The sequence below is a fragment of the Bacillus sp. 166amftsu genome (assembly GCF_900107445.1).
GTDB classification, from domain to species: Bacteria; Bacillota; Bacilli; order Bacillales; family Bacillaceae_G; genus Bacillus_A; species Bacillus_A arachidis.
This window is the reverse complement of record NZ_FNQA01000001.1, coordinates 581,253-607,580: the sequence shown is the minus strand read 5'-3', so window position 1 is coordinate 607,580 and position 26,328 is coordinate 581,253. Positions and strand designations below refer to the sequence as shown.

Sequence of the window (26,328 nt, the reverse complement as noted above, 5' to 3'; positions counted from 1 at the left end):
GTATAGACATTTTTATATTAAGGAGTTTACAAATATGAAAAGATTACTCCTCGTTAACGGTCCTAATCTAAATCGCCTTGGTGTCCGAGAGGTGAATGTATATGGGAAAGGAACGTTAGCGACACTTGAAACAGAGATGAAGCAAGAAGCAGAGAAATTGGGAGTGGAGTTAGAATGTTTTCAATCGAATCATGAAGGTGTTCTTATTGACATCATTCATGAGGCCGATGACATATATGAAGGAATCATTCTAAATCCAGGAGCATTTACGCATTATAGCTATGCGATTCGGGATGCGATTGCGAGCATTTCGATTCCGGTTATTGAAGTACATATTTCCAACATACACCAGCGCGAATCGTTTCGCCATGAATCTGTGACGGCAGCTGCCACTACAGGACAAATTGTTGGATTTGGTTTTTATGGCTATAAGTTAGCGTTATTTGCATTAATGGAGAAACTTAGGGAGGCATAAAACTGATGGAAAAGATCACGAAGTTAAGAAGTGCATTTGATGAAGCTGGTATTGATGGTATTTTATTAACGAATGAATATAGTCGTAGATATATGACGAACTTTACAGGGACAGCTGGTGTTGTACTTATTTCTAACGATCGTGCTTTATTTATTACAGATTTCCGCTATGTAGAGCAAGCTAGTAAACAAGCTGTTAGTTATGAGATTGTACAACATACAGGACTAATTCTGGATGAAGTTGCGAAACAAGTGAAAAACTTGGGGATTCAAAAGCTTGGCTTTGAGCAAGATGATCTTACATATAGCTCTTATACAGCACATAAAGAAGCCGTTGAAGCGGAATTTGTTCCAACTTCTGGGCTTGTAGAAAAGTTACGCTTGATTAAGACGGATTCAGAGATTAAGATATTAAAGGAAGCTGCACAGATTGCAGATGCTGCCTTTGAACATATTCTATCATTCATTCGCCCAGGCGTATCTGAAATTGAAGTGTCAAATGAACTTGAATTTTTCATGAGAAAACAAGGAGCAACATCTTCTTCGTTTGATATTATCGTTGCTTCAGGACTTCGTTCAGCACTGCCGCATGGTGTGGCATCTGAAAAAGTGATAGAAAAAGGAGATTTCGTAACATTAGACTTCGGTGCTTATTATAAAGGATATTGCTCTGATATTACACGTACGATTGCAGTCGGCGAACCATCTGATAAATTAAAAGAAATTTATAATGTCGTTTTAGAAGCGCAAATCCGTGGTGTAAACGGCATTAAAGCTGGTTTAACTGGTCGTGAAGCAGATGCATTAACACGTGACTACATAACGGAAAAAGGATACGGTGAATATTTTGGGCATTCTACTGGTCATGGAGTGGGTCTTGAGATTCATGAAGCACCAGGTTTAGCGTTCCGCTCTGAAACGGTACTTGAGCCTGGTATGGCTGTAACAGTAGAGCCAGGTATTTATATTCCAGGTGTTGGTGGTGTGCGTATCGAGGACGATATCATCATAACAAGCGAAGGTAATGAAGTAATCACGAAGTCTCCGAAAGAACTTATTATTTTGTAATACACAGGAGGATTTTTTGCATGATTTCAGTAAATGATTTTCGTACAGGTTTAACAATTTCAGTGGACAATGGCCTTTGGCAAGTTCTAGATTTCCAACACGTAAAGCCAGGTAAAGGTGCTGCGTTCGTTCGTTCTAAATTACGTAACCTTCGCACAGGTTCTGTTCAAGAAAAAACTTTCCGTGCAGGTGAAAAGGTAGAAAAAGCACATATCGAAAACCGTCGTATGCAATACTTATACGCGAGCGGTGAGTCTCACGTATTCATGGATAACGGAACTTATGAGCAAATCGAACTTGGTGAAACTCAAATCGAGCGCGAGCTAAAATTCTTAAAAGAAAATATGGAAGTAGCTATTATGACATACCAAGGCGAAGTACTTGGGGTTGAACTTCCAAATACTGTAGAGTTAAAAGTTGTTGAAACAGAGCCAGGTATTAAAGGTGACACAGCTTCTAACGTAACAAAACCAGCTACATTAGAAACTGGTCTTGTTGTACAAGTACCAATCTTCATTAACGAAGGCGAAATGCTGATCATCAACACAGGTGAAGGTAAATACGTTTCTCGTGCATAGTTAGAAAAAGCACTCGTGATCATCACGAGTGCTTTTTCTATATGAAATAAGGTAAGTAATAAATAACACTTATAATAAGGCTAATCACTACAAGAATGGATGTTCCGAATGTGAAAGGATTCCAATTGATCTGAAATGGCCTTATTTCTCCTGTCTCTACGCCAGTCATTCCCTTATATACTGCGTGATCCATATTCGCATTACGGTTCATATTTAAAGTAGTGAGCCAAGAAACTCCAAATATACTCAGACTACTTAGGAAGAATACCTCTATAAATGACCAATCTACTATTTTAGAAAATAAAAAAATACCGATTACTTCCAATATAATTATGTAAAGAGCACGCATAAGGTTCATTCTAATCACCTCTCTATTTTTTAAAAGTAACTTCCTTATCAGCATCAATCATTTTGTTGTAACCACCTTAAAAAATTTTTTCGAGATACGGCATGTAGTACACAAGGAACTTTTGTTTCTTATTCTAATAAAGCGTGTTCCTTTAGGAATTGCTCCTCCATATGTAATGAAATATAAGGTAACTTTTCCTGCGCTTTTAAAGAACGAACATTCGCCGTTTTTGCACCGGAAAATACATATATAAGATCTAATTCTTCAAATGCAATTTTAAATATTTCTTTTTTAGCAGCCTCATTGTAACCTTGCCCCCAATAAGGATAACCGAGCCAACTACCAATATGAGATGTCTTTTTTTGGTGATCAATATGTTTGAGAGAAGTAATGCCAATTATTTCTTTTTTTCATTGACAATTATTCTGGATAGAGATTTCCCTTTTCGTTCTTCTTTCATTGCAAAACGAATAAATGCTTTTGTATCCTCGGGGGTATCTACTTTTATTCCTAGGGGCGTCCTTCACATGTGCATCACCTGATAAAGTAAAAAGGATTTCTGCATATTGTAAATCCAGTGGTACTAATGTTACGTGTTACATTCCCCCGCCCTCCTTCTTGCATTTAGTATAACATAAGTAGATGTGAATATTCGGAATTTTATGGAATTTAATACAGAAAATATGTTTTTACTTCTGAAATAGACAACCTCTGCATATGGTTGTACAAATATGATCTTTCAGCCTAAAGATTTTGTCAGCTATTTGTAAAGGAATTGTTAGGAGAGAGGGTGGGAGAATGAAACAGTGGCTGGCGGCAATGGAAACATCCGTGCTTGTCATGGGTTTGCTTCGGTTGTTTTCAGGTAGCGCGGAAATATTCGCCGCTTTGCTTATGCTCTATGTGAATGATGCAAAAAAAGCATTGTTTATAAATGGTATGTTGTCATTTGTTGGACCGACTGTATTAATTTTAACGATGTCAATTGGAATTGCGAGCGTTGCGAGTGAGATTTCTTTTTTAAAGCTTTTTTTTCTCGCTCTTGGAATAGGCTGCATTTTTATTGCGGTGTTGAAATAGTAAGTCAAGTATGGTGGGGAGAATCCTATGAAAGAAGTATTAGAGGTTTTACCAAAAACGATGAGACAGTTCATTGAGGGCTGTGAACAATATAGCAAGTTAGAAGAAATCCGAGTTCGAATCGGAAGGCCACTTGAGTGTATTGCACATGGAGAAGTGTTCTTTTCTGACTATATTGTTACAGCAGAGGATGCTATCTACTTGTTGAATAAGCTGAGTCAATATTCCATTTATACGATGGAAGAGGAGTTGAAGCGCGGATATGTTACCTTGCGCGGTGGACACAGAATTGGCTTAGCTGGAAAAGTAATTACTGAGAAAAGTGCAGTGAAAATGATTCGGGATGTGTCGTCATTTAATATTCGGATTGCACGTCAAAAAATTGGAATTGCTGAGCCGCTTCTGCCCTATTTGTATGATACACGTTGGCTAAATACGATGGTAATTGGGCCGCCACAAACAGGGAAAACGACACTTCTAAGGGATGTTGCACGTTGTATGAGCCAAGGGGTTCGTTCTCATGAAATTCCATCTTGTAAAGTTGGGATTGTTGATGAGCGTTCGGAAATTGCCGGATGTGTAAAAGGGATTCCGCAATATGAATTTGGTCCGCGTGTTGATGTATTGGATGCATGCCCGAAAGCAGAAGGAATGATGATGATGATTCGTTCCATGAGCCCGGATATATTAATAGTGGATGAAATTGGGCGTATAGAAGATAGTGAAGCAATTATGGAGGCGGTCCATGCAGGTGTTCAGCTTTTTATAAGTGCTCACGGATTTTCTTTTGATGATGTAATGAAAAGGCCATCTTTAAAGGGTGTGATGGAACTTGGTGTGTTTGATCGCTTTATTGAACTATCGAAAGCAAAGGGGCCTGGAACAGTTGCTCAAGTAAAGGATAAAGATGGAAAACCGGTTCGAAAACGAGGGAAGGTTCAAAGTGTATGGTAAAAATCTTTGGTGCGGTGTTAATTGTAGCGGTTACCACTTTTTTTGGTTTATCGTACGCTAAGAGGTATAGTGAACGCCCACGTCAACTTAGGCTTTTAAAGGCAGCACTGCAATCGCTAGAAGCTGAAATCATGTATGGACATACGCCTTTATCAGAAGCGGCAGAGCGTTTAGTTAAACAAATGCCCAAGCCTTTAAATTGGATATTTCAAAGTTTTTCAAAGCGATTAGATAGCGGTGAGCAAACAGTTAGAGATGCTTGGCTTGATAGTTTGCAAGAAAATTGGAAACTCACTGCATTTAAACAAACTGAATATGAGATTTTACAACAATTTGGTGAAACATTAGGACAGCATGACCGTGAATCGCAGCAAAAACATATTCGCTTATGTATTACACATTTAGAAAGAGAAGAGGGTGAAGCGAAAGCGCTACAACTTCAATATGAAAAGATGATAAAGAGTTTGGGTGTATTAGCAGGGCTACTTATCGTAATTTTACTGCTATAGGGGGGAAGGGCGATGTCCATCGATGTTGGATTAATATTTCAAATCGCCGGAATCGGCATTGTTTTAGCTTTCATTCATACAGTACTAAAAGAGTTAAAGCGGGAGGATATTGCAAACTGGGTGATTCTTGTCGGTTTTGTCGTTATTTTATTTCATGTTGCATTTTTAATTAATACTTTGTTTGACAAGATTAAAAGTGTCTTTCTTTTCCAGTAAAGGGGGCGGTTCGAATCGAAATCTTGCAAATTGTCGGATTGGGCCTCGTTGCGACATTTTTAGCAGCTGTGCTAAATCAACATAAATCTAGTATTACTTCTTTATTTATTGTGTTCATTGCGAGTGTAATGTTTCTGCTACTAATTGATCAAATTCATTCCATTCTAAAAATGATTGAGAGAGTTGCAAGTGAGGCGAAAGTGAGCAATGTCTATGTAGAGACGCTGCTGAAGATTATTGGAATTGCCTACATTGCCGAGTTTGGAGCACAAATTACAAAAGATGCTGGTCAAGGTGCAATCGCATCAAAAATTGAACTAGCGGGAAAAATTTTAATTCTTGTTATGGCGATTCCGATTTTAACGGTTGTCATTGAAACCATTCTCGGTTTCTTACCTACTGGATAAGGAGGAGTGAATGTTGCGAAGGCTTGGAAAAAAGCTGCTGTTTGCTTGCTTCCTTTTCTTTTCTTTACCAATTGTTGTACAAGCTTCTCCTATAGAAAAAAACGTCGTAGATCAGCAATTGGATAAGCTTGGGATAGAAGATGTGAAGCAGTATTGGGACGGGCTTGTCACGAAATATGGAGGCTATTTACCAGAAAGCCAAAAGGGAAGCTTTATGGAATTTGTAAAGGGCGAAAAGGAATTTTCGATAAAAGAATGGATGACAGGGCTATTAAAATATTTATTTCATGAGCTTATTGCAAATGGAAAGCTGCTTGGAACGCTTATTATGCTCACAATTTTTAGTGCATTATTACAGTCGTTACAATCTGCTTTTTCAAAGAGTAGTGTGAGTAAAATTGCAGATGCAGTTGTATACATGGTACTAATTATTTTTGCTTTAAATAGTTTTTATGTAGTAATGACATATGCGCGAGAAACGATTCAAACGATGGTAGATTTCATATTGGCGCTACTTCCTATTCTTTTAGCGCTCATAGCGACAGGAGGCGGGGTTGTATCGGTATCATTCTTCCATCCGATTATCATTTTTTTAATGAATACAAGTGGGCTACTTATGAACTATATTGTACTTCCACTTTTATTACTCGCGACCATTTTAAGCATTGTAAGTACAATGAGTGATCAATATAAAGTTACGAAATTGTCCAAGCTCTTGCAAAATGTAAGTGTGGGGATCATTGGTATCTTTCTAACAATTTTTCTAGGCGTATTATCTGTGCAAGGGACAGCAACAGCAGTTGCTGATGGCATTGCTGTTAAAACTGCGAAGTTTGTAACAGGGAACTTTATTCCAGTGGTAGGGCGGATGTTCACAGAAGCGGCAGATACGGTTATTAGTGCTTCTGGATTGTTAAAGAATACGGTAGGGATTATTGGGCTTATTATTTTATGTTTAATTGCAGCTTTTCCAGCCATTCAAATCTTTTGTATTGCATTTATTTATAAATTTGCTGCAGCGGTACTACAGCCGGTTGGTGGAGGGGCTATTATTAAATGTTTAGACATTATTGGGAAAAGTATTATTTATGTATTTGCCTGTTTATCTATCGTATCTTTTATGTTTTTTTTAAGCATTACCATCATTATTGCTGCGGGGAACATTACTCTCATGATGCGATAGGAGGTGACAGATATGCAATTTATTACAGAGTGGATTCGAAATATTATCGTATTTTTACTCTTAGCGACAATGCTTCATCTTATCCTTCCTAACTCGAATTTGCAAAAGTATGTCAAGTTTGTTGTAGGTCTATTGTTAGTTGTATTGATTTTAACGCCGCTATTTAAATTATTGCAAACAGATGTAAATGAAGTGATTGCAAATTTTAATCAAGAAAAATACGTAGCAGATGGATCAATAAAAAATTCAATTGACACAAAGAAAAAAGAAATACAAGCCCTCACACGTGCATATAGTTTAGAAGAGATGGCTGTCAAAATGAAAAAAGAAGTTGGGAAAGAATTTGAGAAAAAGTATGGCGTGACAGTGTCTGAAATAAAAGTAATCGCAGCAGAAACGAAAGAAGAAGTAAAAACAGCAAAGGATATTCAATCTGTTATTGTGACATTAAAAGAAATGGAGCCGAAAAAAAGCGATGCAATTGAAACAGTAAAACCAGTTGAAATTAATACGAAAGAACCACGAGAAACTTCGGAAGAAACAAACATAGAAATGAAAGAGTTTTTTTCAAGCAGGTGGCAACTAGAGGGTAAACAAATCCAAGTTCAAATGGAAGGGAGGACAGGTAGAGTAAATGGACAATAAAGATAAAAATTCGAAATTCTCATTTTTTCGCAACTTATTAAAAGGGGACGAAAAAGACGATAAGGAGAAGGGGAAAAAGGTAACACCGAAGTTTTTACTTGTCCTACTTATACTTGGAATGTTGCTTATGTTTTCTAGTAATTTTTTTCAACCTAAAAAAGAAGAAGTACCTGTGTTTAAAGAAAAGACAAGTCAAGAGACCGAAAAAGAAGTACCAACCTTTGGGCAAAAAAAGAGCGATAATATGTCAGCTGTAGAAAAATATGAAAAAGCGTATGAACAAGAATTGAAAACGGCATTAGAAGATATAACAGGGGTTAAAGATGTGTCTATTGAAGTGAATTTGGATTCATCTGAAGAAAAAATACTAGAAAAAAATATTGTAAAACGATCACAAACAACAGGTGAAACAGATAAAACTGGAGGTAAAAGGCAAGTTGAAGATGAATCTACTGATGAAAAAACAGTGATTATACGTGAAGGTGATAAAGAAACTCCAATTGTACTACGAACAGAGAAACCGAAAGTGCGAGGCGTTCTTGTTGTAGCAAAAGGAGTGGATAATATACAAATTAAAGCGATGGTGAAGGAAGCGGTGACACGTATGCTTGATGTGCCATCACACCGCGTTGCGGTACTACCAAAAAAGAGTTAGGGAGGAAATAAAGTGTTAAAAAAACAAACAGTTTGGTTATTAACAATGCTAAGTTTAGTTGTTGTGTTATCTGTTTATTATGTAACAACACCTGACAAGATGAACACTGCAACACCAACAGCGGGTGAAAAGGTTGGACAAGAAAAGCAAGGTGTTGAAAAAGAAGTGACGAAAGAAGCAACAAAAGAAACATCCAATAAAGAAACAGATAAAAAAGAGGATGGTAAAAAAGAGACAAGTAAAAAAGAAACAAATAAAAAAGAAAGCAATGTATCAGTACAATCAAGTGATGAGAATTTTACAGCCTTACGTATGCAATTGGAGGATCAACGTAGTGCACAAAAAGAAAAATTGCAAGATGTTATGAAATCAGAAAAATCTTCTGCTGAAGAAATAAGTAAAGCAAAAGATGAATTAAACGCAATCGATAAGATGCAGACAAAAGAAGGTTTGCTTGAAACAGTTATTAAATCACAAGGCGGTTATAATGATGCGCTAGTAAGAGCAGATGGAAATGATATTAAAGTAACAGTAAAAGCTGCAAAGCATTCTCAGAAAGAAGCGAATAAGATTATCCAACTTGTTCGAGCTGAGGCGGGATTAAAAGATGTAGGTGTCAAGTTTGACCCAGTTAAATAAAATGTATGATATATCAATAGCAAGAATAATAGAAAAAGCTATCGCTTTCGATAGCTTTTTTCTATGTCACTTTTTTGTGCTGTTTCAATCTTTTCTATAGGAAAAGGAGAAATGCGCTGCGAGTAAAAAATTAAAGGTTCGTGGTAATGATGATTACTATTTCCATATTTTACATGAGTGAAGACGACGATGAGCCATATCAATACAGCTGGAACGAACAAGATGAGCCATATCATATTTCTGCACCTCACTACAAGATATTTTACTTTGAATATACTATTCGTATATGAAGGAAGGATGAACGGCTTGTAAATAAAAAAATAATATTTGGTAAAAATATGTATTGATAAATCAACAAATGCAGGGGTACATAAAAATGAAAAAGAAACCTTTTTTGAGGGAGAGAATTCGTCTGTGCATAGAAGCGATCAGGTCCTTCTTTGTTCCTCGTAGTAGCGATTTATATGTTGGAGAATCAAAATGTATTAGTAGAAATAGGCTTTGTATTTCGTAGTTTTAATAAAGAAAAAACATGTTTTTTCTGAAGTGGTCTTGCCAATTTTGAGTGAAACTTGGTATTATTACTAGGTAATAAATCATTTAGTGAAATAATATTCTTACAGGAGTTTCGATTTATTGTAAAGAAATATAAAGTTGGAATGTTGAAAATATTTATCGTAAAATGAGAATAACAAATATTTTTATCTAGTAAGTGTCATAGGAATAAGCTTTCTAGTAGAATCATCGTATTTTTACAACCGAAACAGTTTTATATATGTTGGTAGTTGTAAAAACGAGACAAACAAGTGTATGGGAGTGGATTTTACATGTTTAAAATTCAAGAAGTTCGTGAACTAATTAAATTAATTGATAGCTCTAACATTGATGAATTTGAATACAAAAAAGATGGCACGACAATTAAAATGAAAAAGCGCGGTAATGAAGTGGTTTCTGTGCAAACTGCTCCAGTTATGAAGCAAGCGCTACAAACACAGGCTGTAGAAATCGAAACTGCGGTAGCGGCGGCGCAAGTAGAAGCACCGAAGCAGGAAGAGAAGAAAGCTGTTCAAGATGAGAATTTACATAAAATCGTATCACCGATGGTAGGTACATTCTATGCTTCTTCTTCTCCTGATACACCTCCATATGTAAGTGTTGGAGATCGTGTTTCAGAAGGAACAGTCGTTTGCATTGTTGAAGCGATGAAACTTTTTAATGAAATTGAAGCAGAGGTAAATGGAGAAATTGTTGAAATTCTTGTCAACAATGGACAACTTGTTGAATATGGACAACCGCTATTTCTTGTAAAAGCGTAATAAGGGAGTCTTTGTGATGATAAAAAAAGTATTGATAGCTAATCGTGGGGAAATTGCTGTACGAATTATTCGTGCTTGTAAAGAGATGAATATTGAAACAGTTGCTATTTATTCAGAGGCGGACAAAGAATCACTTCATGTGAAAATTGCAGATGAAGCGTATTGTGTTGGGCCAACGGTATCAAAAGAAAGCTATTTAAATTTAACGAATATTATAAGCGTTGCAAAATTAACAGGTTGTGATGCAATTCACCCTGGTTATGGATTTTTAGCTGAAAATGCTGATTTTGCAGAACTATGCCGTGAATGTAATTTGATTTTTATCGGACCTAGCCCCGAAGCAATTTCAAAAATGGGTACAAAAGACGTTGCTCGTGATACAATGAAAGAAGCAGGAGTTCCAATTGTACCGGGTTCACAAGGAATTATAAAAAACATAGAAGAAGCGATCGAGCTTGCAAAGCAAATTGGATATCCCGTTATTATTAAAGCAACTGCAGGTGGCGGTGGAAAAGGTATTCGCGTTGCGCGTCATGAAGAGGAGCTTGTAAAGGGGATTCAAATTACACAGCAAGAAGCTAGTACCGCTTTTGGGAACCCTGGTGTATACTTAGAAAAGTACGTTGAAGATTTCCGCCATGTTGAGATTCAAATAATGGCAGATGCACATGGCAATGCGATTCATTTAGGAGAGCGTGATTGTACAATTCAGCGCCGTTTGCAAAAATTATTAGAAGAAAGCCCTTCTCCTGCTCTTGATGCGAATATTCGCGAGAAAATGGGTGAAGCAGCGGTAAAAGCAGCGGTAGCGGTTGATTATACAGGTGCTGGTACGGTTGAGTTTATTTATGAATATAAAACGAAAAGCTTTTACTTTATGGAAATGAACACACGAATTCAAGTAGAACATCCGGTTACAGAGATGGTAACAGGGATGGACTTAATTAAAGAACAAATTCGTGTTGCTTCAGGAGAAAAGCTATCGCTACAGCAAGAAGAAGTACAATTTAGTGGATGGGCAATTGAATGTCGAATTAATGCGGAAAATCCTGCCAAAAACTTTATGCCATCTCCAGGGAAAGTAGAAATGTACTTACCACCAGGAGGATTTGGTATTCGCGTCGATTCAGCTGTTTATCCTGGTTATTCAATTCCACCTTTTTATGATTCGATGATTGCGAAATTAATTGTTCACGGAAAAACACGTGAAGAAGCAATTGCAAAAATGAAACGAGCGCTTAGTGAATTTGTCATTGAAGGCGTACATACGACAATCCCATTCCATTTACAATTGCTAGATCATCCTGATTTTATAAAAGGGGAATTTAATACGAAATTTTTGGAAGAGCATGAACTTGTGACGCAGTGATACATTTAAAGGAGGTTTTTTTCATGGCTGAACATATGTTAGATATGGGTCAAGATACAACCCTTGGAAAAGTAGAAATTGCACCAGAAGTAATTGAGGTAATTGCAGGTATTGCAGCTGCTGAAGTAGATGGAGTAGCTGCAATGCGCGGTAACTTTGCTACAGATGTTGTTGAAAAGTTAGGAAAGAAAAATCATGGTAAAGGCGTAAAGGTTGAATTAGTAAACGAAGATATTATTGTTGACGTTTATGTTGTTATGTATTTTGGTGTAGCAATTCCAGTTGTTGCACAAAAAATTCAAGATAATATTCGTCAAGCGCTCTTTACAATGACGGGTCTTGAGCCAAAAGAAGTGAATGTTCACATTGTTGGTGTAACATTCGAAACGCAAAAAACAGAAATCGAGCCAGTGTAAAAATGAAAAGGTGCCTCGTCAAAAAGGCACCTTTTTTTCTTGTTTCATTTCTTCACACACAAAACCCTCTAATTATTATACTATTTCAAAAATAGAAAAAATAAGCAAGAAATGATGCGTTTTAAAAAAAAACGTACATTGTGATATGATATGGAACTTGAAGTTAATCTTTTTATTATTTTTCAGCCTTATAACTCGTGTATGAAACGATAAATTGTGGTATTATCATTGTATTATAAAGTTGAAAAATCAATGAAAACTGTAAGGGTAAGTAAATTGACGGCTTATAAATTATAATAATATAACAAAACATAAGGAAAGACTTGAAGTATAAAGGAGAGTTACAATGAAACGTAGGACGGCTAGAGAAAGAGCCATGCAAGCATTATATCAAATGGATATTACTGGTGAATTAGAGCCGAAAGTAGCGGTGGAAAATACGCTAGAAGAAGGCGAAGAAACAAACGAGTTTTTAGAATCACTTGTTGTTGGTTTTGTAGAACATAAAGAAGCGATTGATGAAGCAATTCGTCAAAATTTAAAGAAGTGGAAATTAGAACGTATTAGTATTGTGGATCGCAGTATTTTACGTCTAGCTGTGTATGAAATGAAGTACATGGAAGAAATTCCGCATAATGTAACAATTAACGAGGCAATTGAGATTGCCAAAACATTTGGGGATGAGGAATCTCGTCGTTTTATAAACGGCGTTTTATCTAATATAAAAGACACACTGTAATTTCTTTAAGGGGGAATCTTAAAATGGTAGCAGTAATCATCAAAGGCAATGAAGTTGCGGAGAAAAAACGAGCACAATTAAAAGAAGAAGTTGTGAAGTTGAAAGAACAAGGGATTGTACCAGGATTAGCTGTTATTTTAGTTGGAGAAGATCCAGCGTCTCGTTCCTATGTAAAAGGAAAAGAAAAGGGCTGTGAACAAGTTGGAATTTATTCAGAGCTAATTGAGTTTCCAGATACAATTACAGAAGAGCGTTTGTTAGCTGAAATCGATCGCTTAAATGAAGATGACCGTATTAATGGAATATTAGTGCAACTACCTTTACCGAAACATATTGAAGAAAAAGCTATCATTGAAAGAATCTCACCTGAAAAGGATGTAGATGGATTCCATCCAATCTGCGTTGGTCGTATGATGACAGGCCAAGATACATTCCTTCCATGTACACCGCATGGTATTGTTGAATTAGTAAAAGAAACAAATCTTGATATTACAGGAAAACATGTTGTTGTAATTGGAAGAAGTAATATTGTTGGAAAACCAGTGGGACAGTTATTTTTAAATGAAAATGCGACTGTAACATATTGTCACTCCAAAACGAAAAATATAAAAGAATTATCAAAGTTAGCGGATATTTTAATTGTAGCTGTTGGAAGACCAAAAATGGTAACTGCTGACTATATAAAAGAAGGCGCAGTTGTAATTGATGTTGGTGTTAATCGTCTAGACACAGGAAAACTATGCGGTGATGTTGACTTTGATAATGTACTGGATATCGCAGGCTATATTACACCAGTACCAAAAGGAGTCGGTCCAATGACAATTACAATGCTTCTTCATAATACAGTTGAATCTGCAAAACGTGCAGGGGTTGTTTGTAAATAATTTGAATCGGCTATGAGGAGAGAGAGATGGAAAAGCAATATTTAACCGTTACAGCATTAACACGCTATATAAAAACAAAAATAGAGTATGACCCGCATTTACAGTCTGTTTGGTTAAAAGGAGAAATTTCAAACTTTAAATATCATAGCCGTGGCCATATGTATTTCACATTAAAGGATGAAAATGCAAGGATAGCAGCGGTTATGTTTGCGGGGCATAATCGTAATATAAAGTTTAGACCAGAAGATGGAATGAAGGTACTTGTAAAAGGGAAAATCTCTGTCTATGAAGCAAGTGGTTCATATCAAATTTATGTTAATGACATGCAGCCTGATGGAGTTGGTAATCTTCATTTAGCTTATGAACAATTAAAGGTAAGACTAGAGGAAGAAGGGTTGTTTTCACAAGTATATAAACAGCCAATTCCTGCATATGCAAAAACAATTGGTGTCATCACATCACCAACGGGAGCAGCGATTCGTGATATTATAACAACGATTAAACGTCGTTATCCAATTGGCAATGTGATTGTATTTCCTGTACTTGTACAAGGGGAGTTTGCGGCTCCCTCAATTGTACAAGCGATTCAAACAGCGAACGATATGAGGGAGATAGATGTATTAATTGTCGGGCGTGGAGGTGGCTCTATTGAAGAGCTATGGGCCTTTAATGAAGAAATGGTTGCACGGGCGATTTTTACAAGTGAAATTCCAATCATCTCAGCAGTTGGACATGAAACAGACTTTACAATTGCAGATTTTGTAGCAGATTTACGTGCACCAACTCCAACAGCAGCAGCAGAACTTGCAGTACCTAATATACTTGAATTACAAGAGAAAGTGTTGCAACGAACCCTTCGTCTGCAAAGAGCAATGCGAGAAACGTTACATAAAAAGCAAGAACAGTTGCAAACACTTCAAAAATCGTATGCGTTTCGTTATCCAAAGCAAGTGTATGAACAAAAAGAAGAACAGTTAGATCGCACTCTTGAGCAGCTTATTTTAGCCAAAGAACGTTATATAGAGAAAAAGATAAATCAGTTAAAACAACTTTCATTTTATTTGGAGAAGCATCATCCCTCTCAAAAGATTTTACAAACAAAGACAAGAATACAAACATTGCAGAAGCAATTACAACGCGAAATGCAAACATTACTGCAAACGAAAGAATTTGCATTTATGGGGGCGGCTCAAAAACTAGAAGCATTAAGTCCGCTGAAAGTAATGATGAGAGGTTATGGACTTGTGTATAGCGAGAAAAAGCAAGTGTTAAAAAGTGTGAAAGATGTCGGTCTTGGTGACGTTGTTTCAGTACAATTACAAGATGGTGTTTTAGATTGTAACGTATCGGGCGTAGAGGAGCGTGAATTAAACAATGGAAAATAAATTAAGCTTTGAAGAAGCAATTTCTCAGCTTGAACATCTCGTTTCTAAGCTCGAACAAGGTGATGTTCCTTTAGAAGAGGCAATCTCATATTTTAAAGAAGGTATGGTGTTGTCTAAGCTATGTGATGAGAAGTTGAAAGATGTACAAGAACAAATGGCGGTTATCCTGGGAGAAGATGGAGAACTTAGTCCATTTACGGCTGTAGGAGATGAAGCATAGTGGCATATGTAGCTTTTGATGCTTTTGTGAAAGAAAGTAAAACTTTCGTCGAGGGGCAGCTTGTACGCTATGCAAATCAATTACAATGTCCAAATGTACTTCGTGAAGCGATGACATACTCATTGGAAGCGGGTGGAAAACGTCTTCGTCCGTTACTTTTATTTGCAACGTTGCAAGCTTTTGGAAAAGAAAGAGAACTGGGCATAGGAGCAGCTTGTGCTCTTGAAATGATTCATACGTATTCGTTAATTCATGATGATTTACCATGTATGGATGACGATGATTTAAGACGAGGAAAACCAACAAATCATAAAGTGTTTGGTGAAGCGATGGCTGTTTTAGCAGGAGATGGCTTATTAACATATGCTTTCCAAGTAGTGTCAGCGTATGATCATCAAGATGTTTCTGCAGAAACAAAACTAAGGCTTGCGCTTGAACTTGCCAAAGCAGCTGGACCAGAAGGAATGGTTGCCGGACAGGTAGCGGATATGGAGGCGGAAGGAAAGCAACTGTTGCTTAGAGAATTAGAATATATTCATAGGCATAAAACAGGGCGTTTATTAGAGTATGCTGTGCTTGCGGGAGCTATACTTGCAGGAGCAACTAGAGAGCAAGAAGAAAAACTACTTGCATTTGCAAAATATATCGGTCTGGCTTTTCAAATTCGCGATGATATTTTAGATGTAGAAGGAACAGAAGAAGAGATTGGAAAACCAATAGGTAGTGATGTTTCCAATGAAAAAAGTACATATACTACGTTGTTTACGATAGATGAAGCAAAATGTATCTTAGGAGAAACAATTGCTAAAGCGAAAGATGCGATAGCATCTTTACGATTACAAGATGAATATTTATTATCCATTTGTGATTTAATAGCAAAGCGTAATAACTAATATAGAAGCGTTTTCATTTGTTGAGTCATTCTTCATTTTGTGGTATAAATGTAGAAAAAGGTTTTTCTTTTTTTGTTATTGGCAAAAATATATTTAGATTACGTTGCCGTTATCACTTTGTGTTAGCGGCTCTTTTTTCATCGTATAGAGAAGCTGCAATCAATAATCCTTTGAATCGAATCACTTCTTAATAGAAAGGGATAATTCACTTTCTTAGAAGGTAGAGAAGGATGGAAAATTGTTTGCTAAAGTAGGGTAGAATAGAGTGTAATAGGAAAACCAGTAAAGAATTTCTTGTGTTGTACAAATATTTTTTATAATATTTGACATGTTGACAGATTATGAAACGAAAGTGAGTGATCCATGTGGATCTAACGCAAATTCAAAACCCTAGTTTTTTGAAAGATATGTCTATCAGCGAACTAGAGGCACTGAGTGAGGATATTCGGAAGTTTTTAATTGAAGAGCTTTCTCAAACAGGTGGACATATTGCTCCTAACTTAGGTGTAGTAGAACTCACAATTGCTCTGCATAAATTATTTGATAGTCCAAACGATAAATTTTTATGGGATGTAGGACATCAATCCTATGTGCATAAAATTTTAACAGGGCGTGCAAAAGAGTTTGGTACATTAAGACAATATAAAGGTCTATGTGGTTTCCCAAAACGTTGCGAGAGTGAGCATGATGTATGGGAAACAGGCCATAGTTCAACTTCATTATCTGCTGCGATGGGAATGGCTCTGGCGCGCGATTTAAAGAAAACGAAAGAATGTGTTATACCAATCATAGGGGATGGCGCTTTAACGGGTGGAATGGCTTTAGAAGCGTTAAACCATATCGGACATGAAAAAACAGATATGATTGTTATTCTTAATGATAATGAAATGTCGATTGCGCCGAATGTTGGTGCACTTCATAATGTACTTGGTCGCTTACGTACCGCTGGGAAATACCAGTGGGTGAAAGATGAACTAGAGTATTTACTTAAGAAGATTCCAGCAGTTGGCGGGAAGGTTGCAGCAACGGCAGAAAAAGTAAAAGATAGCTTAAAATATTTACTTGTATCAGGTGTCTTTTTTGAAGAGTTAGGGTTTACATATTTAGGTCCTGTTGACGGGCATAGTTATGAAAACTTGTTTGAAACGCTTCAATATGCAAAGAAAACAAAAGGGCCAGTGCTTGTTCATGTCATTACGAAAAAAGGAAAAGGTTATAAACCTGCCGAGAGTGATGTCATTGGGACTTGGCATGGAACAGGGCCATATAAAATTGAATCGGGAGACTTTGTGAAACCGAAGGAAGTTGCACCAGCATGGAGTTCTGTTGTAAGTGATACGGTTCATAAGCTTGCAAGAACAGATGAGCGCATCGTTGCGATTACACCAGCGATGCCAGTTGGTTCTAAGCTAGAAAAGTTTCATAAAGAGTTTCCAAATCGTATGATTGATGTTGGAATTGCTGAGCAACATGCAACAACGATGGCCGCTGGGATGGCAACGCAAGGAATGAAGCCGTTCTTAGCAATATATTCAACTTTCTTGCAGCGTGCATATGACCAAGTTGTTCATGATATATGTCGTCAAAATTTAAATGTCTTCATTGGAATTGACCGTGCAGGACTAGTTGGGGCAGATGGTGAAACGCATCAAGGTGTATTTGATATCGCATTTTTACGTCATTTACCGAACTTGGTACTCATGATGCCGAAAGATGAAAATGAAGGTCAGCATTTAGTATATACAGCGATGCAGTATGAAGATGGTCCAATTGCTCTGCGTTATCCTCGTGGAAATGGACTTGGAGTTCAAATGGATGAAGAATTCAAAGCGATTCCAATTGGTACATGGGAAACATTAAAAGAAGGCACGCAAGCAGCAATTTTAACATTTGGTACAACGATTCCAATGGCAATGGAAGCAGCGGAGCGTCTTGAAAAAGCTGGAGTTTCAGTGAAAGTTGTGAATGCTCGTTTTATTAAGCCAATGGATGAAACGTATTTACATGAACTCTTAGGAAAAAATATGCCGATTTTAACAATTGAAGAAGCTTGTTTAATCGGTGGATTTGGTACAGGTGTAGCAGAATTTGCTACTGAGCATGGATATCATAGTGCTTTAATTGAACGAATGGGTATTCCAGATTATTTCATTGAACACGGTAGTGTTACAAAGCTGTTAGAAGAAATTGGTTTAACGACAGATGCTGTTGTGGACCGTATTCATACAATGATTCCATCAAAACAAAAAAGGGCGTAACAAATGAGTGTAAAAAAAGAAAGAGTAGATGTACTATTAGTAGAACGAGGGCTTATAGAAACACGCGAAAAGGCAAAACGCGCTGTTATGGCAGGACTAGTGTATGCAAATGAAATGAGACTCGATAAGCCAGGGGAAAAAATACCACAAGATACACCGATTACGGTAAAAGGACAAGTCATGCCATATGTGAGCCGTGGCGGTTATAAGTTAGAGAAGGCATTAGAGACTTTTCACCTTGATTTACAAGATAAAATTATGTTAGATATTGGTTCATCAACTGGTGGCTTTACAGATTGTGCGCTGCAAAACGGTGCGAAGTTATCTTACGCTTTAGATGTAGGGTACAATCAACTCGCTTGGAAGCTTCGTCAAGATGAGCGAGTTGTTGTCATGGAACGAACGAATTTTCGTTATGTAACACCGACCGATTTAGAGCGTGGATTACCGCAATTTGCTAGCATTGATGTTTCATTTATATCATTAAAATTAATTTTGCCAGTCTTAAAAACAATATTGACTCCAAATGGTGATGTTGCGGCTTTAATTAAACCACAATTTGAAGCCGGAAGAGAGCAGGTTGGGAAGAAAGGTATTGTTCGCGATCGTAAAGTTCATGAAGCTGTCGTAGAAATGATCATTGATTTCGCAATAAAAGAAGGATATGATGTTGAAAATTTAACATACTCTCCAATTACGGGTGGAGACGGAAATATTGAGTTTTTAATTCATTTAACGTGGCATGGTGAGCGTGAGAGTGGTGAAAATCATTCCCTAGTTTCTGTAGAGCAAGTTGTAACAGCAGCTCATGAGGTCTTAAAACAAAAAGGGAAAGAGGAATAACGATTGTTGTTCCTCTTTTTGTTGGAATTGTATAATGATTGTAAAAACAATTATGTACAAGTAAACGATTATAAGTTAACATAAATAAGTGAAGTATACCAATGTTTAAACTATGGTAAGAGATAGTGTGAGGTGCAAATGTATGAATAAAGGTCAGCGCCATATTAAAATTAGAGAAATTATCGCGAATAAAGAAATCGAAACGCAAGATGAACTAGTTGATATTTTACGTAATGAAGGCTTTAATGTTACGCAAGCAACTGTGTCACGTGACATTAAAGAGTTGCACTTAGTGAAAGTGCCATTACATGATGGTCGCTATAAATATAGCTTGCCAGCAGATCAACGATTCAATCCGTTGCAAAAATTAAAACGTAATCTCGTCGATTCGTTTGTAAAGTTAGACACAGCAGGACATATGCTTGTGTTAAAAACATTACCTGGTAACGCGCACGCGCTCGGAGCACTTATTGATCATTTAGAATGGGATGAGATTATCGGAACCATTTGTGGTGACGATACTTGCTTAATCATTTGTCGTACGCCTGAAGATACAGGTTTTGTATCAGATCGTTTCTTAAATATGCTGTAAAGAAAGAATCTTGTTTATTTTTTGCTTTAAGCAAAAAGTAAACAAGATATTTTTTTGTTATGGGAAAAATAGATAAATGTAAAGTGGAATATAGTGTTTGTTAGAATGAAGTTAGGAAATCGATGGATTGACCCGTAAAACAAATGTTTGGTACAATGGAGCGGGCTAGAAGAGTAAATGATACATGTAATAACTACTTGAGCGAAAAGTGCTCAGCGGAAGCCCTTAGTAGAGGATTAGTTTATAACGAGGTGAATGGAGCATTGTTATCGGAATTATCGATTAGAAACTTTGCTATTATTGAGTCATTAAATATTTCTTTTCAAAAAGGTTTAACAGTTTTGAGTGGTGAAACAGGTGCCGGTAAATCAATTATTATTGATGCAATTAGCTTACTTGTTGGTGGCCGTGGTTCAGCAGAGTTTGTTAGGTACGGAACAGAGAAAGCTGAAATCGAAGGTTTATTTTATATAGAGGATGACAAGCATCCATGTATTGCGAAAGCTGAAGAGCTAGATATTGAAATTGAAGATGGAATGATCATTTTAAAACGGGATATTGCTGCGAACGGGAAAAGTGTATGTCGTGTAAATGGTAAGCTTGTTACATTGAGTATATTAAAAGAGATTGGGAAAACACTTGTCGATATTCATGGACAACATGAAACACAAGATTTGATGAATGAGGAACGTCATTTGTTTATGCTCGATCATTTTGATGGGGATCGTATCGTGAACCAATTAGAAATATATCAAGGTGTACACGCTGAGTATGAGCAGTTGAAGAGGCATCTTAAATCTCTAACAGAGAATGAACAACAGATGGCACATCGATTAGATTTAATTCAATTCCAGCATGAAGAAATTCGTAAAGCAGATTTGAAGGTTGATGAAGAACATGAATTGACGGAAGAGAGATTAAAAATCTCCAATTTCGAAAAAATTTATAAAGCGCTTGGTGATGCATACCGTTCATTAAGTGAAGATGGCGGTGGGCTCGATCATGTACGAAATGCAATGGGACAAATGGAAAGTATTACACACCTAGATGAGGCATATCAAGAAAATCATGATTCGATTGCTAATAGTTATTACTTGTTAGAAGAGGTTGCCTATCAGCTTCGGGAAAAGTTAGATATGATGGAATATGATCCGAATCGCTTAGACGAAATTGAAACACGTTTAAATGAAATTCGTATGTTAAAGAGAAAGTATGGAAATACTGTAGAAGAGATTTTGGCGTATGCTGATAAAATAGAACAAGAAATTTTTACAATTGAAAATAAAGATATACATATTGAAACGACGAAAAAGAAATTAAAAGAAGTAGAAAATGTAGTTTTAAAGGAAGCAACGATGTTGAGTGATATGCGTCATCAGCTGGCAGATCACCTTACGAACGCAATCCACCAAGAATTAAAAGAACTCTATATGGAAAAAACGAAATTTGAAGTGAGGATTGCGAAAAGGGAAGGAAGTATTGATGATCCGCTTGTAGACGGGATGCCAGTGAAATGTACGATGGATGGATATGATCATGTGGAATTTTATATTTCAACAAATCCAGGTGAACCATTAAAACAACTTTCAAAAGTAGCTTCTGGTGGAGAATTATCCCGTATTATTTTAGCTTTGAAAAGTATTTTTTCTAAGCATCAAGGTGTTGCATCTGTCATTTTTGATGAAGTAGATACGGGAGTGAGTGGCCGGGTAGCACAAGCGATCGCGGAAAAAATTTATCGTGTATCTGTAAACTCACAAGTACTTTGTATTACGCACTTACCTCAAGTAGCATCGATGGCGGATTCACATTTATTTATCCGTAAACAAGTTGCAAATGATCGGACGATTACATCAGTTGCTGTATTAAGTACAGAGGATAAGGTAACGGAGATCGCTCGAATGATTTCTGGCGTGGAAATTACCGATTTAACGACGGAACATGCTAAAGAGTTACTTATGCAAGCACATCGTTTTAAACAGACAGCAGAGGCTATCCAATAATGGATAGCCTTTTTGCTCAAATGCTGATTTCTTAATTCTTCCGGTTATAAACAGAGCGTTGCAAGGAGAAATTAAAAGATGAAGTCGTTAGGCTGAATGTGGGTAGGAGCGAGGAGAGTGAACAAATTGAAATTAGAGCAATTTCGAAAAATAATAGGTCTTTGTCTCCTTGTTTCATTAGTTTTTATCGGATGTTTTAAACCGCTTCGTACGTTTATTTCATCCCCAAAGCAACTTGTTATTTTTGAGGGACAACAATCAGAAATAACATCATTTCCAGTTTTCCAGGCTTCATCGACAAATCATAGTGTTTTTACAGTGAGTTCAAATAAAGAACAGAAATCCGGACTTGTAGTAAATTCGCATCAAACTGGTGAAGCGGATATGGTTTTTCAACTTGCTGGTTTTCCAGTAAAAAAAGTAAATGTTAAAGTATTGAAAGATTTTAAAGTGATTCCAGGCGGCCAATCAATTGGAGTAAAATTGAATACAAAAGGTGTACTTGTTGTTGGGCATCATTTAATTCAAACAGAGAGAGGTAAAGTATCACCTGGAGAAGTGGCTGGTGTACAAGTTGGGGATATGATTACTGAAATTAATGGAAAAACAATTGAAAAAATGAGTGATGTGGCACCTTTTATCCATGACAGCGGACAAACAGGTGAACCGATTAATCTTGTTTTATTACGAGATGGTAAGTATATTCGTACAAAACTAACACCAGAAAAAGGTAATGGTGAGTCGTCTTACCGAATTGGTTTATATATTCGTGATTCAGCTGCTGGTATTGGAACAATGACGTTTGTTCATCCGGATTCCATGAAATATGGAGCACTTGGGCATGTTATTTCTGATAATGATACGAAAAAACCAATTCAAGTAGAAGACGGACAGATTGTTCGTTCGACAGTTACTTCTATCGAACGCGGTAGTCATGGAAATCCAGGAGAAAAATTAGCAAGGTTTTCACCGGATCGTGAAGTAATTGGTAATATTACAACAAATAGTCCGTTTGGTATTTTTGGTAAATTAAATACAGGCATAAAAAATGGCATAATGGATGAGGCGATGCCGATTGCTTTATCTCATCAGGTGAAAGAAGGACCGGCAAAAATATTAACAGTTATCGATCAAGACAAAGTAGAGGCATTTGATATCGAAATCGTAAGCACGGTACCACAAAAGTTCCCAGCGACAAAAGGAATGGTTGTAAAAGTTACAGATAAACGTTTGTTGGCCAAAACAGGTGGTATTGTTCAAGGGATGAGTGGTAGCCCAATTGTTCAAAATGGAAAAATGATTGGTGCTGTTACACATGTATTTGTGAATGATCCGACTTCGGGGTATGGTGTTCATATTGAATGGATGTTACATGAAGCAGGAATTAATATTTATGAGCAAGAGAAAAAAGCAAGCTGACTAACATCAGCTTGCTTTTTTTTTTTTGAGAAATTCGTTGAAATTTTGTAAAAGCTCCGCAAGAGCTGCTTTTTGTTGTAAAATAAAACAAAAGAGTGAACGTTTCGTTGTAAACCTATGATGGAATGTGTAAAGAAAGAAAATAAATGAACGATAAACATATTTTTTTGTGATTTTATCGGAAATTAAGAAACTTTAAAAGGGAAATTTCACACAATTGTCGAACAATTCATGTAGCCTAGAAGCTTACACATGTCGGGAGAATCGATTCGGTAAGGGAGGAAAAGCTGTGGAGAAAATTAAAGTGTGTCTTGTGGATGATAATAAGGAACTAGTATCAATGTTAGAAAGTTATGTTGCTGCCCAAGATGATATGGAAGTAATTGGGATTGCTTATAATGGTCAAGAGTGTTTAAATTTACTGAAAGAGAAACAACCAGATGTACTCGTTTTGGATATTATTATGCCGCATTTAGATGGTTTAGCGGTATTAGAGAAAATGCGGCATATTGAACGACTAAGGCAGCCGAATGTTATTATGTTAACAGCATTTGGACAAGAGGATGTAACGAAAAAAGCAGTTGATTTAGGTGCTTCTTATTTTATCTTAAAGCCATTTGATATGGAAAATTTAACGAGCCATATTCGTCAAGTAAGCGGTAAAACGAATACTACAATTAAACGTCCACTACCATCTTTCCGATCTGCAACAACAGTAGATGGAAAACCGAAGAATCTAGATGCGAGTATTACCAGCATCATTCATGAAATTGGTGTACCAGCTCATATTAAAGGATACATGTATTTGCGAGAGGCGATCTCTATGGTATATAACGATATCGAGCTTCTTGGCTCTATTACGAAAGTTTTATACCCGGATATTGCAAAAAAATATAATACGACAGCAAGCCGTGTAGAACGCGCAATCCGCCATGCAATTGAAGTGGCGTGGAGCCGTGGGAATATTGATTCAATCTCGTCCTTATTTGGTTATACTGTATCGATGTCAAAAGCAAAACCTACGAATTCAGAATTTATCGCGATGGTAGCAGATAAGTTAAGGCTTGAACATAAGGCTTCGTAAGTGTTGTTGTATCAAGATGTTAAGCGTATTTCATAACAAAATTTAATAGCCAACAAATTACGTATGTAGGCAATAAAGTACATAAGTAATTGGCGGTTAATTTAAAAACCTTTTATTTATTGGATTAGAAGTTTATTCCGATAGATAGGAGGTTTTTATTATGTTACGCTGGAAATAAGAGGTATCTTTTTAGAAAATAGAAAAAGGAGTATAAGGACTGATATGAAATTTGTGGTGATTAATGAAAATACAGAAGAGGGATTTCAAGATTTAACGTTTAATATTACACATTATTGGAGAGAGAAAGGGTATCATGTTGTTAAAGCTTTTGGTCAATTTGAAGGGGAAATTGTTGGATTCATGATTGCTTTTAAAAATAATATGATAAGGGGTATAAGTACTGAAGGGGAAATAAATGATAACGCTTTTCATCAAAACGGTATTGTATTTTATTCTTTGGGGAGTGATTCCGATTATTTAGTACACGTTATATCACATTTATACTTATCGAAAGATAGTAATTCTAAAATGAATAATGTAGTACCTTTTACGTGTTTTACATTAGCGGGTGATCCATCAAATTTTGAAAATGAAATTCTAAAATTTAAATTGTTTTTTGATGAAGATGAAGAATTAAATCGTTATTGCGAACTATATGTGAATATTGATTTGAGGCGTAAGGTTCTAGAATTGAAGGAAAAGGACGAGGAGTATAGAGAAAATATCGTAATGGCTTTAACATTGCCAATCTAAATGGGTTCACTATCGAGGTTATAAAGTAAGAGGTGTTTTTCTTTCGCATTAAAAAATGTTTGTTAATGATGGGCAACTGTGCACTCACATTATTTTCGTTTAAACTATAAGGTTTTATGTGAAATTGCTCAGTGATAAGATGAATTAAAAAGGGAATAAATTGAGGGTAATAAAAAGCCCTGCAAAACAGGACTATATTATTCTTTATCTTTATTTTGTTTTTCTAATTCAACTAACTTTTGAATTAAAATATGCTGTGGCATATGCATAATTTGTTCAAGTGGAACACCTAGAGCTTTTGATAGGCGAATTGCAGTGTCTGGAGAAATTTGTAATGGTCTCATAGAAGTACCTCCTTTTTCGTATAGTATAGCATAAGATTGGGGGAGAGAGGATGACTCTTGTATTTGCTCACAGAGGTGCAGCTGGGACGTATCCAGAAAATACAATGATTTCGTTTGAAGCTGCGGAATCATTTCGAGCAGATGGTATTGAATTGGATGTACAGTTTACAAAAGACAAAAAAATCGTTGTTATTCATGATGAAACGGTCAATCGTACAACGAACGGTAAGGGTGCTGTTCGAAATTATTTATATGAAGATTTACGGAAGTTAGATGCCAGTTACAAGTTTTCTGAAAAAGTAGGGTTCTGCAAAATTCCTTTACTGGAGGAAGTGCTAGAATGGCTACAATCTAATTCATTGTTGCTTAACATTGAATTAAAAAATAATAAAATTCCATATCATGGTTTAGAAGAAGAGGTTATAACACTTGTAAGAAAATTTGCCTTAGAAGATCGAATCATTTTCTCCTCTTTTAATCATTACAGTATGAAGATGTGTCATATGATGGCCCCGGATATTCAAACGGCTATTTTATATCGAGAAGGTTTACATAGTCCGTGGGCGTATGCGCAAAAAATGGGTGCTACTGCTATTCATCCGAATTATCGTTACCTTCCTGATGCGATTGCTGAATTAACAATGGAATGTGGAGTTGATGTTCGTCCGTATACGATAAATGATGAGACGGTCATGCGTAAATATTTTGATATGAATATATCAGCAATTATTACTGATTATCCAGAAACTGCTAGAGTACTATTGCAAGTGGAAAAATGAGACCCTTAATGAAAGAAGGTCTCATTTTTTATGTTTACTTATCTTCGAAAACGGGCTTGAACTTTATTTCGCTTACGATCGCGGTATAATACGAAGCCGCCAAAGATATAAAAACCGATTGCAAAGCAGAATACACCTATTAAAAATTGCAACCACAATACAGGAATGGGAGATAAAAGGATGCCGAATACAGTATCTCTCATTAGTTTTATCCCTAGCACTGCTAATGAAATGGGAATAAGTGCTAAGAGAAGAGCAAAGTAACGCTGCATAG

The 26,328-nt window shown here is 36.5% G+C and carries 32 protein-coding genes and 1 pseudogene; 28 read left to right on the top strand and 5 right to left on the bottom strand.

Translation table 11 applies throughout. The features are described from left to right. Positions 1-34 precede the first annotated feature (34 nt). The 3 genes from aroQ to efp are packed head-to-tail and all read left to right on the top strand — an operon-like array spanning position 35 to position 2,120. Positions 35-475 (top strand): type II 3-dehydroquinate dehydratase, encoded by a 441-nt coding sequence (gene aroQ, locus BLV40_RS03455; RefSeq protein ID WP_026589973.1) that lies wholly within the window; start codon positions 35-37, stop codon positions 473-475. 5 nt (positions 476-480) lie between these two features. Further along, positions 481-1,542 carry a Xaa-Pro dipeptidase gene (pepQ, locus tag BLV40_RS03450; RefSeq protein ID WP_026589974.1) on the top strand — a complete coding sequence of 354 codons (1,062 nt, stop codon included), beginning with the start codon at positions 481-483 and terminating at the stop codon, positions 1,540-1,542. A gap of 20 nt (positions 1,543-1,562) precedes the next feature. Beyond that, complete coding sequence (efp, locus tag BLV40_RS03445; RefSeq protein ID WP_026589975.1) at positions 1,563-2,120, top strand: elongation factor P; 558 nt, start codon at positions 1,563-1,565, stop codon at positions 2,118-2,120. A 37-nt stretch (positions 2,121-2,157) separates the two neighbouring features. On the opposite strand, the gene BLV40_RS03440 is transcribed toward efp, so the two are convergent. Both BLV40_RS03440 and BLV40_RS28380 read right to left on the bottom strand, forming a co-directional pair. Beyond that, entirely contained in the window at positions 2,158-2,469 is a 312-nt protein-coding gene (locus tag BLV40_RS03440; RefSeq protein WP_170833612.1) for a hypothetical protein, read from the bottom strand. Positions 2,470-2,522: 53 nt separating this feature from the next. After that, positions 2,523-3,047, bottom strand: a pseudogene (locus tag BLV40_RS28380) (GNAT family N-acetyltransferase). 220 nt (positions 3,048-3,267) lie between these two features. On the opposite strand from BLV40_RS28380, the gene BLV40_RS03430 reads away from it, so the two are divergent. The 9 genes from BLV40_RS03430 to BLV40_RS03390 are packed head-to-tail and all read left to right on the top strand — an operon-like array spanning position 3,268 to position 8,757. Next, positions 3,268-3,549 (top strand): YqhV family protein, encoded by a 282-nt coding sequence (locus BLV40_RS03430; protein WP_090687461.1) that lies wholly within the window; start codon positions 3,268-3,270, stop codon positions 3,547-3,549. A gap of 27 nt (positions 3,550-3,576) precedes the next feature. Further along, positions 3,577-4,503: a stage III sporulation protein AA gene (spoIIIAA, locus tag BLV40_RS03425; RefSeq protein ID WP_026589978.1), complete on the top strand. Its 927-nt coding sequence runs from the start codon at positions 3,577-3,579 to the stop codon at positions 4,501-4,503. After that, complete coding sequence (spoIIIAB, locus tag BLV40_RS03420; protein WP_090687459.1) at positions 4,497-5,012, top strand: stage III sporulation protein SpoIIIAB; 516 nt, start codon at positions 4,497-4,499, stop codon at positions 5,010-5,012. Before spoIIIAA ends, spoIIIAB begins: the two co-directional genes overlap by 7 nt. A 12-nt stretch (positions 5,013-5,024) precedes the next feature. Then, positions 5,025-5,228 carry a stage III sporulation protein AC gene (gene spoIIIAC / locus BLV40_RS03415; RefSeq protein WP_000020914.1) on the top strand — a complete coding sequence of 68 codons (204 nt, stop codon included), beginning with the start codon at positions 5,025-5,027 and terminating at the stop codon, positions 5,226-5,228. Between the two features lie 23 nt (positions 5,229-5,251). Then, positions 5,252-5,635 (top strand): stage III sporulation protein AD, encoded by a 384-nt coding sequence (gene spoIIIAD, locus BLV40_RS03410; protein ID WP_081810938.1) that lies wholly within the window; start codon positions 5,252-5,254, stop codon positions 5,633-5,635. Between the two features lie 10 nt (positions 5,636-5,645). After that, a complete protein-coding gene (gene spoIIIAE / locus BLV40_RS03405) occupies positions 5,646-6,818 on the top strand; it encodes a stage III sporulation protein AE (RefSeq protein ID WP_026589981.1) in 1,173 nt (390 codons plus the stop codon). Positions 6,819-6,830: 12 nt separating this feature from the next. Then, positions 6,831-7,463 carry a stage III sporulation protein AF gene (spoIIIAF, locus tag BLV40_RS03400; protein WP_026589982.1) on the top strand — a complete coding sequence of 211 codons (633 nt, stop codon included), beginning with the start codon at positions 6,831-6,833 and terminating at the stop codon, positions 7,461-7,463. After that, a complete protein-coding gene (spoIIIAG, locus tag BLV40_RS03395; RefSeq protein WP_026589983.1) occupies positions 7,453-8,118 on the top strand; it encodes a stage III sporulation protein AG in 666 nt (221 codons plus the stop codon). The genes spoIIIAF and spoIIIAG overlap by 11 nt, the downstream gene beginning before the upstream one ends. A gap of 12 nt (positions 8,119-8,130) precedes the next feature. Then, entirely contained in the window at positions 8,131-8,757 is a 627-nt protein-coding gene (locus tag BLV40_RS03390; RefSeq protein WP_090687457.1) for a SpoIIIAH-like family protein, read from the top strand. A gap of 38 nt (positions 8,758-8,795) precedes the next feature. On the opposite strand, the gene BLV40_RS03385 is transcribed toward BLV40_RS03390, so the two are convergent. Further along, on the bottom strand, positions 8,796-8,993 hold the full coding sequence (locus BLV40_RS03385) for a DNA recombination protein RecO (protein ID WP_090687456.1): 198 nt from the start codon (positions 8,991-8,993) through the stop codon (positions 8,796-8,798). Positions 8,994-9,584: 591 nt separating this feature from the next. Here BLV40_RS03385 and accB point away from each other — a divergent pair. From accB to BLV40_RS03310, 15 genes are all read left to right on the top strand, one after another. Further along, positions 9,585-10,073, top strand: coding sequence for an acetyl-CoA carboxylase biotin carboxyl carrier protein (gene accB / locus BLV40_RS03380; RefSeq protein WP_026589985.1), 489 nt, complete (start codon positions 9,585-9,587; stop codon positions 10,071-10,073). 16 nt (positions 10,074-10,089) lie between these two features. Continuing rightward, positions 10,090-11,442 (top strand): acetyl-CoA carboxylase biotin carboxylase subunit, encoded by a 1,353-nt coding sequence (gene accC, locus BLV40_RS03375; protein WP_026589986.1) that lies wholly within the window; start codon positions 10,090-10,092, stop codon positions 11,440-11,442. A 23-nt stretch (positions 11,443-11,465) separates the two neighbouring features. Next, entirely contained in the window at positions 11,466-11,858 is a 393-nt protein-coding gene (locus BLV40_RS03370) for an Asp23/Gls24 family envelope stress response protein (RefSeq protein WP_026589987.1), read from the top strand. Positions 11,859-12,204: 346 nt separating this feature from the next. Next, complete coding sequence (nusB, locus tag BLV40_RS03365) at positions 12,205-12,597, top strand: N utilization substance protein NusB (protein WP_026589988.1); 393 nt, start codon at positions 12,205-12,207, stop codon at positions 12,595-12,597. 23 nt (positions 12,598-12,620) lie between these two features. Next, positions 12,621-13,481, top strand: a complete 861-nt coding sequence (gene folD, locus BLV40_RS03360) for a bifunctional methylenetetrahydrofolate dehydrogenase/methenyltetrahydrofolate cyclohydrolase FolD (RefSeq protein ID WP_026589989.1) — start codon at positions 12,621-12,623, stop codon at positions 13,479-13,481. A 26-nt stretch (positions 13,482-13,507) separates the two neighbouring features. After that, positions 13,508-14,866 (top strand): exodeoxyribonuclease VII large subunit, encoded by a 1,359-nt coding sequence (xseA, locus tag BLV40_RS03355; protein WP_026589990.1) that lies wholly within the window; start codon positions 13,508-13,510, stop codon positions 14,864-14,866. After that, a complete protein-coding gene (gene xseB / locus BLV40_RS03350; protein WP_090687454.1) occupies positions 14,856-15,086 on the top strand; it encodes an exodeoxyribonuclease VII small subunit in 231 nt (76 codons plus the stop codon). Before xseA ends, xseB begins: the two co-directional genes overlap by 11 nt. Continuing rightward, complete coding sequence (locus tag BLV40_RS03345; RefSeq protein ID WP_090687452.1) at positions 15,086-15,979, top strand: polyprenyl synthetase family protein; 894 nt, start codon at positions 15,086-15,088, stop codon at positions 15,977-15,979. Before xseB ends, BLV40_RS03345 begins: the two co-directional genes overlap by 1 nt. Positions 15,980-16,344: 365 nt before the next feature. Continuing rightward, positions 16,345-18,237 (top strand): 1-deoxy-D-xylulose-5-phosphate synthase, encoded by a 1,893-nt coding sequence (dxs, locus tag BLV40_RS03340; RefSeq protein WP_026589993.1) that lies wholly within the window; start codon positions 16,345-16,347, stop codon positions 18,235-18,237. Positions 18,238-18,240: 3 nt separating this feature from the next. Continuing rightward, positions 18,241-19,080, top strand: coding sequence for a TlyA family RNA methyltransferase (locus BLV40_RS03335; protein ID WP_026589994.1), 840 nt, complete (start codon positions 18,241-18,243; stop codon positions 19,078-19,080). 142 nt (positions 19,081-19,222) lie between these two features. Beyond that, positions 19,223-19,672: an arginine repressor ArgR gene (gene argR / locus BLV40_RS03330; protein WP_017150893.1), complete on the top strand. Its 450-nt coding sequence runs from the start codon at positions 19,223-19,225 to the stop codon at positions 19,670-19,672. A gap of 263 nt (positions 19,673-19,935) precedes the next feature. After that, complete coding sequence (recN, locus tag BLV40_RS03325) at positions 19,936-21,675, top strand: DNA repair protein RecN (RefSeq protein WP_090687450.1); 1,740 nt, start codon at positions 19,936-19,938, stop codon at positions 21,673-21,675. 117 nt (positions 21,676-21,792) lie between these two features. Then, positions 21,793-23,094, top strand: a complete 1,302-nt coding sequence (gene spoIVB / locus BLV40_RS03320) for a SpoIVB peptidase (RefSeq protein ID WP_026589996.1) — start codon at positions 21,793-21,795, stop codon at positions 23,092-23,094. A 289-nt stretch (positions 23,095-23,383) separates the two neighbouring features. Further along, the gene (spo0A, locus tag BLV40_RS03315) at positions 23,384-24,178 is read left to right on the top strand and encodes a sporulation transcription factor Spo0A (RefSeq protein ID WP_026589997.1); all 795 of its coding nucleotides are present in this window, start codon (positions 23,384-23,386) and stop codon (positions 24,176-24,178) included. A gap of 222 nt (positions 24,179-24,400) precedes the next feature. Next, positions 24,401-24,931: a hypothetical protein gene (locus BLV40_RS03310; protein ID WP_090687448.1), complete on the top strand. Its 531-nt coding sequence runs from the start codon at positions 24,401-24,403 to the stop codon at positions 24,929-24,931. Positions 24,932-25,128: 197 nt separating this feature from the next. On the opposite strand, the gene BLV40_RS03305 is transcribed toward BLV40_RS03310, so the two are convergent. Beyond that, the gene (locus BLV40_RS03305) at positions 25,129-25,275 is read right to left on the bottom strand and encodes a YycC family protein (RefSeq protein WP_081810939.1); all 147 of its coding nucleotides are present in this window, start codon (positions 25,273-25,275) and stop codon (positions 25,129-25,131) included. Between the two features lie 50 nt (positions 25,276-25,325). Between BLV40_RS03305 and BLV40_RS03300 the strand changes: the two genes are divergently transcribed. Continuing rightward, on the top strand, positions 25,326-26,054 hold the full coding sequence (locus BLV40_RS03300; protein ID WP_026589998.1) for a glycerophosphodiester phosphodiesterase: 729 nt from the start codon (positions 25,326-25,328) through the stop codon (positions 26,052-26,054). A gap of 38 nt (positions 26,055-26,092) precedes the next feature. Here the strand turns inward: BLV40_RS03300 and BLV40_RS03295 are convergent, their stop codons facing one another. Next, positions 26,093-26,326 carry a DUF2627 domain-containing protein gene (locus tag BLV40_RS03295; RefSeq protein ID WP_026589999.1) on the bottom strand — a complete coding sequence of 78 codons (234 nt, stop codon included), beginning with the start codon at positions 26,324-26,326 and terminating at the stop codon, positions 26,093-26,095. Between the last annotated feature and the right edge of the window lie 2 nt (positions 26,327-26,328).

Coding starts and splice junctions, on each gene's coding strand:
- aroQ (WP_026589973.1), top strand. CDS start 35: ATGAAAAGATTACTCCTCGTTAACGGTCCTAATCTAAATCGCCTTGGT.
- spoIIIAG (WP_026589983.1), top strand. CDS start 7,453: ATGGACAATAAAGATAAAAATTCGAAATTCTCATTTTTTCGCAACTTA.
- efp (WP_026589975.1), top strand. CDS start 1,563: ATGATTTCAGTAAATGATTTTCGTACAGGTTTAACAATTTCAGTGGAC.
- spoIIIAB (WP_090687459.1), top strand. CDS start 4,497: ATGGTAAAAATCTTTGGTGCGGTGTTAATTGTAGCGGTTACCACTTTT.
- xseB (WP_090687454.1), top strand. CDS start 14,856: ATGGAAAATAAATTAAGCTTTGAAGAAGCAATTTCTCAGCTTGAACAT.
- BLV40_RS03385 (WP_090687456.1), bottom strand. CDS start 8,993: ATGATATGGCTCATCTTGTTCGTTCCAGCTGTATTGATATGGCTCATC.
- accB (WP_026589985.1), top strand. CDS start 9,585: ATGTTTAAAATTCAAGAAGTTCGTGAACTAATTAAATTAATTGATAGC.
- spoIIIAF (WP_026589982.1), top strand. CDS start 6,831: ATGCAATTTATTACAGAGTGGATTCGAAATATTATCGTATTTTTACTC.
- spoIIIAA (WP_026589978.1), top strand. CDS start 3,577: ATGAAAGAAGTATTAGAGGTTTTACCAAAAACGATGAGACAGTTCATT.
- BLV40_RS03300 (WP_026589998.1), top strand. CDS start 25,326: ATGACTCTTGTATTTGCTCACAGAGGTGCAGCTGGGACGTATCCAGAA.
- BLV40_RS03295 (WP_026589999.1), bottom strand. CDS start 26,326: ATGCAGCGTTACTTTGCTCTTCTCTTAGCACTTATTCCCATTTCATTA.
- spoIIIAE (WP_026589981.1), top strand. CDS start 5,646: ATGTTGCGAAGGCTTGGAAAAAAGCTGCTGTTTGCTTGCTTCCTTTTC.
- spoIIIAC (WP_000020914.1), top strand. CDS start 5,025: ATGTCCATCGATGTTGGATTAATATTTCAAATCGCCGGAATCGGCATT.
- pepQ (WP_026589974.1), top strand. CDS start 481: ATGGAAAAGATCACGAAGTTAAGAAGTGCATTTGATGAAGCTGGTATT.
- folD (WP_026589989.1), top strand. CDS start 12,621: ATGGTAGCAGTAATCATCAAAGGCAATGAAGTTGCGGAGAAAAAACGA.
- xseA (WP_026589990.1), top strand. CDS start 13,508: ATGGAAAAGCAATATTTAACCGTTACAGCATTAACACGCTATATAAAA.
- BLV40_RS03310 (WP_090687448.1), top strand. CDS start 24,401: ATGAAATTTGTGGTGATTAATGAAAATACAGAAGAGGGATTTCAAGAT.
- nusB (WP_026589988.1), top strand. CDS start 12,205: ATGAAACGTAGGACGGCTAGAGAAAGAGCCATGCAAGCATTATATCAA.
- BLV40_RS03335 (WP_026589994.1), top strand. CDS start 18,241: ATGAGTGTAAAAAAAGAAAGAGTAGATGTACTATTAGTAGAACGAGGG.
- argR (WP_017150893.1), top strand. CDS start 19,223: ATGAATAAAGGTCAGCGCCATATTAAAATTAGAGAAATTATCGCGAAT.
- BLV40_RS03440 (WP_170833612.1), bottom strand. CDS start 2,469: ATGCGTGCTCTTTACATAATTATATTGGAAGTAATCGGTATTTTTTTA.
- BLV40_RS03370 (WP_026589987.1), top strand. CDS start 11,466: ATGGCTGAACATATGTTAGATATGGGTCAAGATACAACCCTTGGAAAA.
- BLV40_RS03430 (WP_090687461.1), top strand. CDS start 3,268: ATGAAACAGTGGCTGGCGGCAATGGAAACATCCGTGCTTGTCATGGGT.
- BLV40_RS03305 (WP_081810939.1), bottom strand. CDS start 25,275: ATGAGACCATTACAAATTTCTCCAGACACTGCAATTCGCCTATCAAAA.
- accC (WP_026589986.1), top strand. CDS start 10,090: ATGATAAAAAAAGTATTGATAGCTAATCGTGGGGAAATTGCTGTACGA.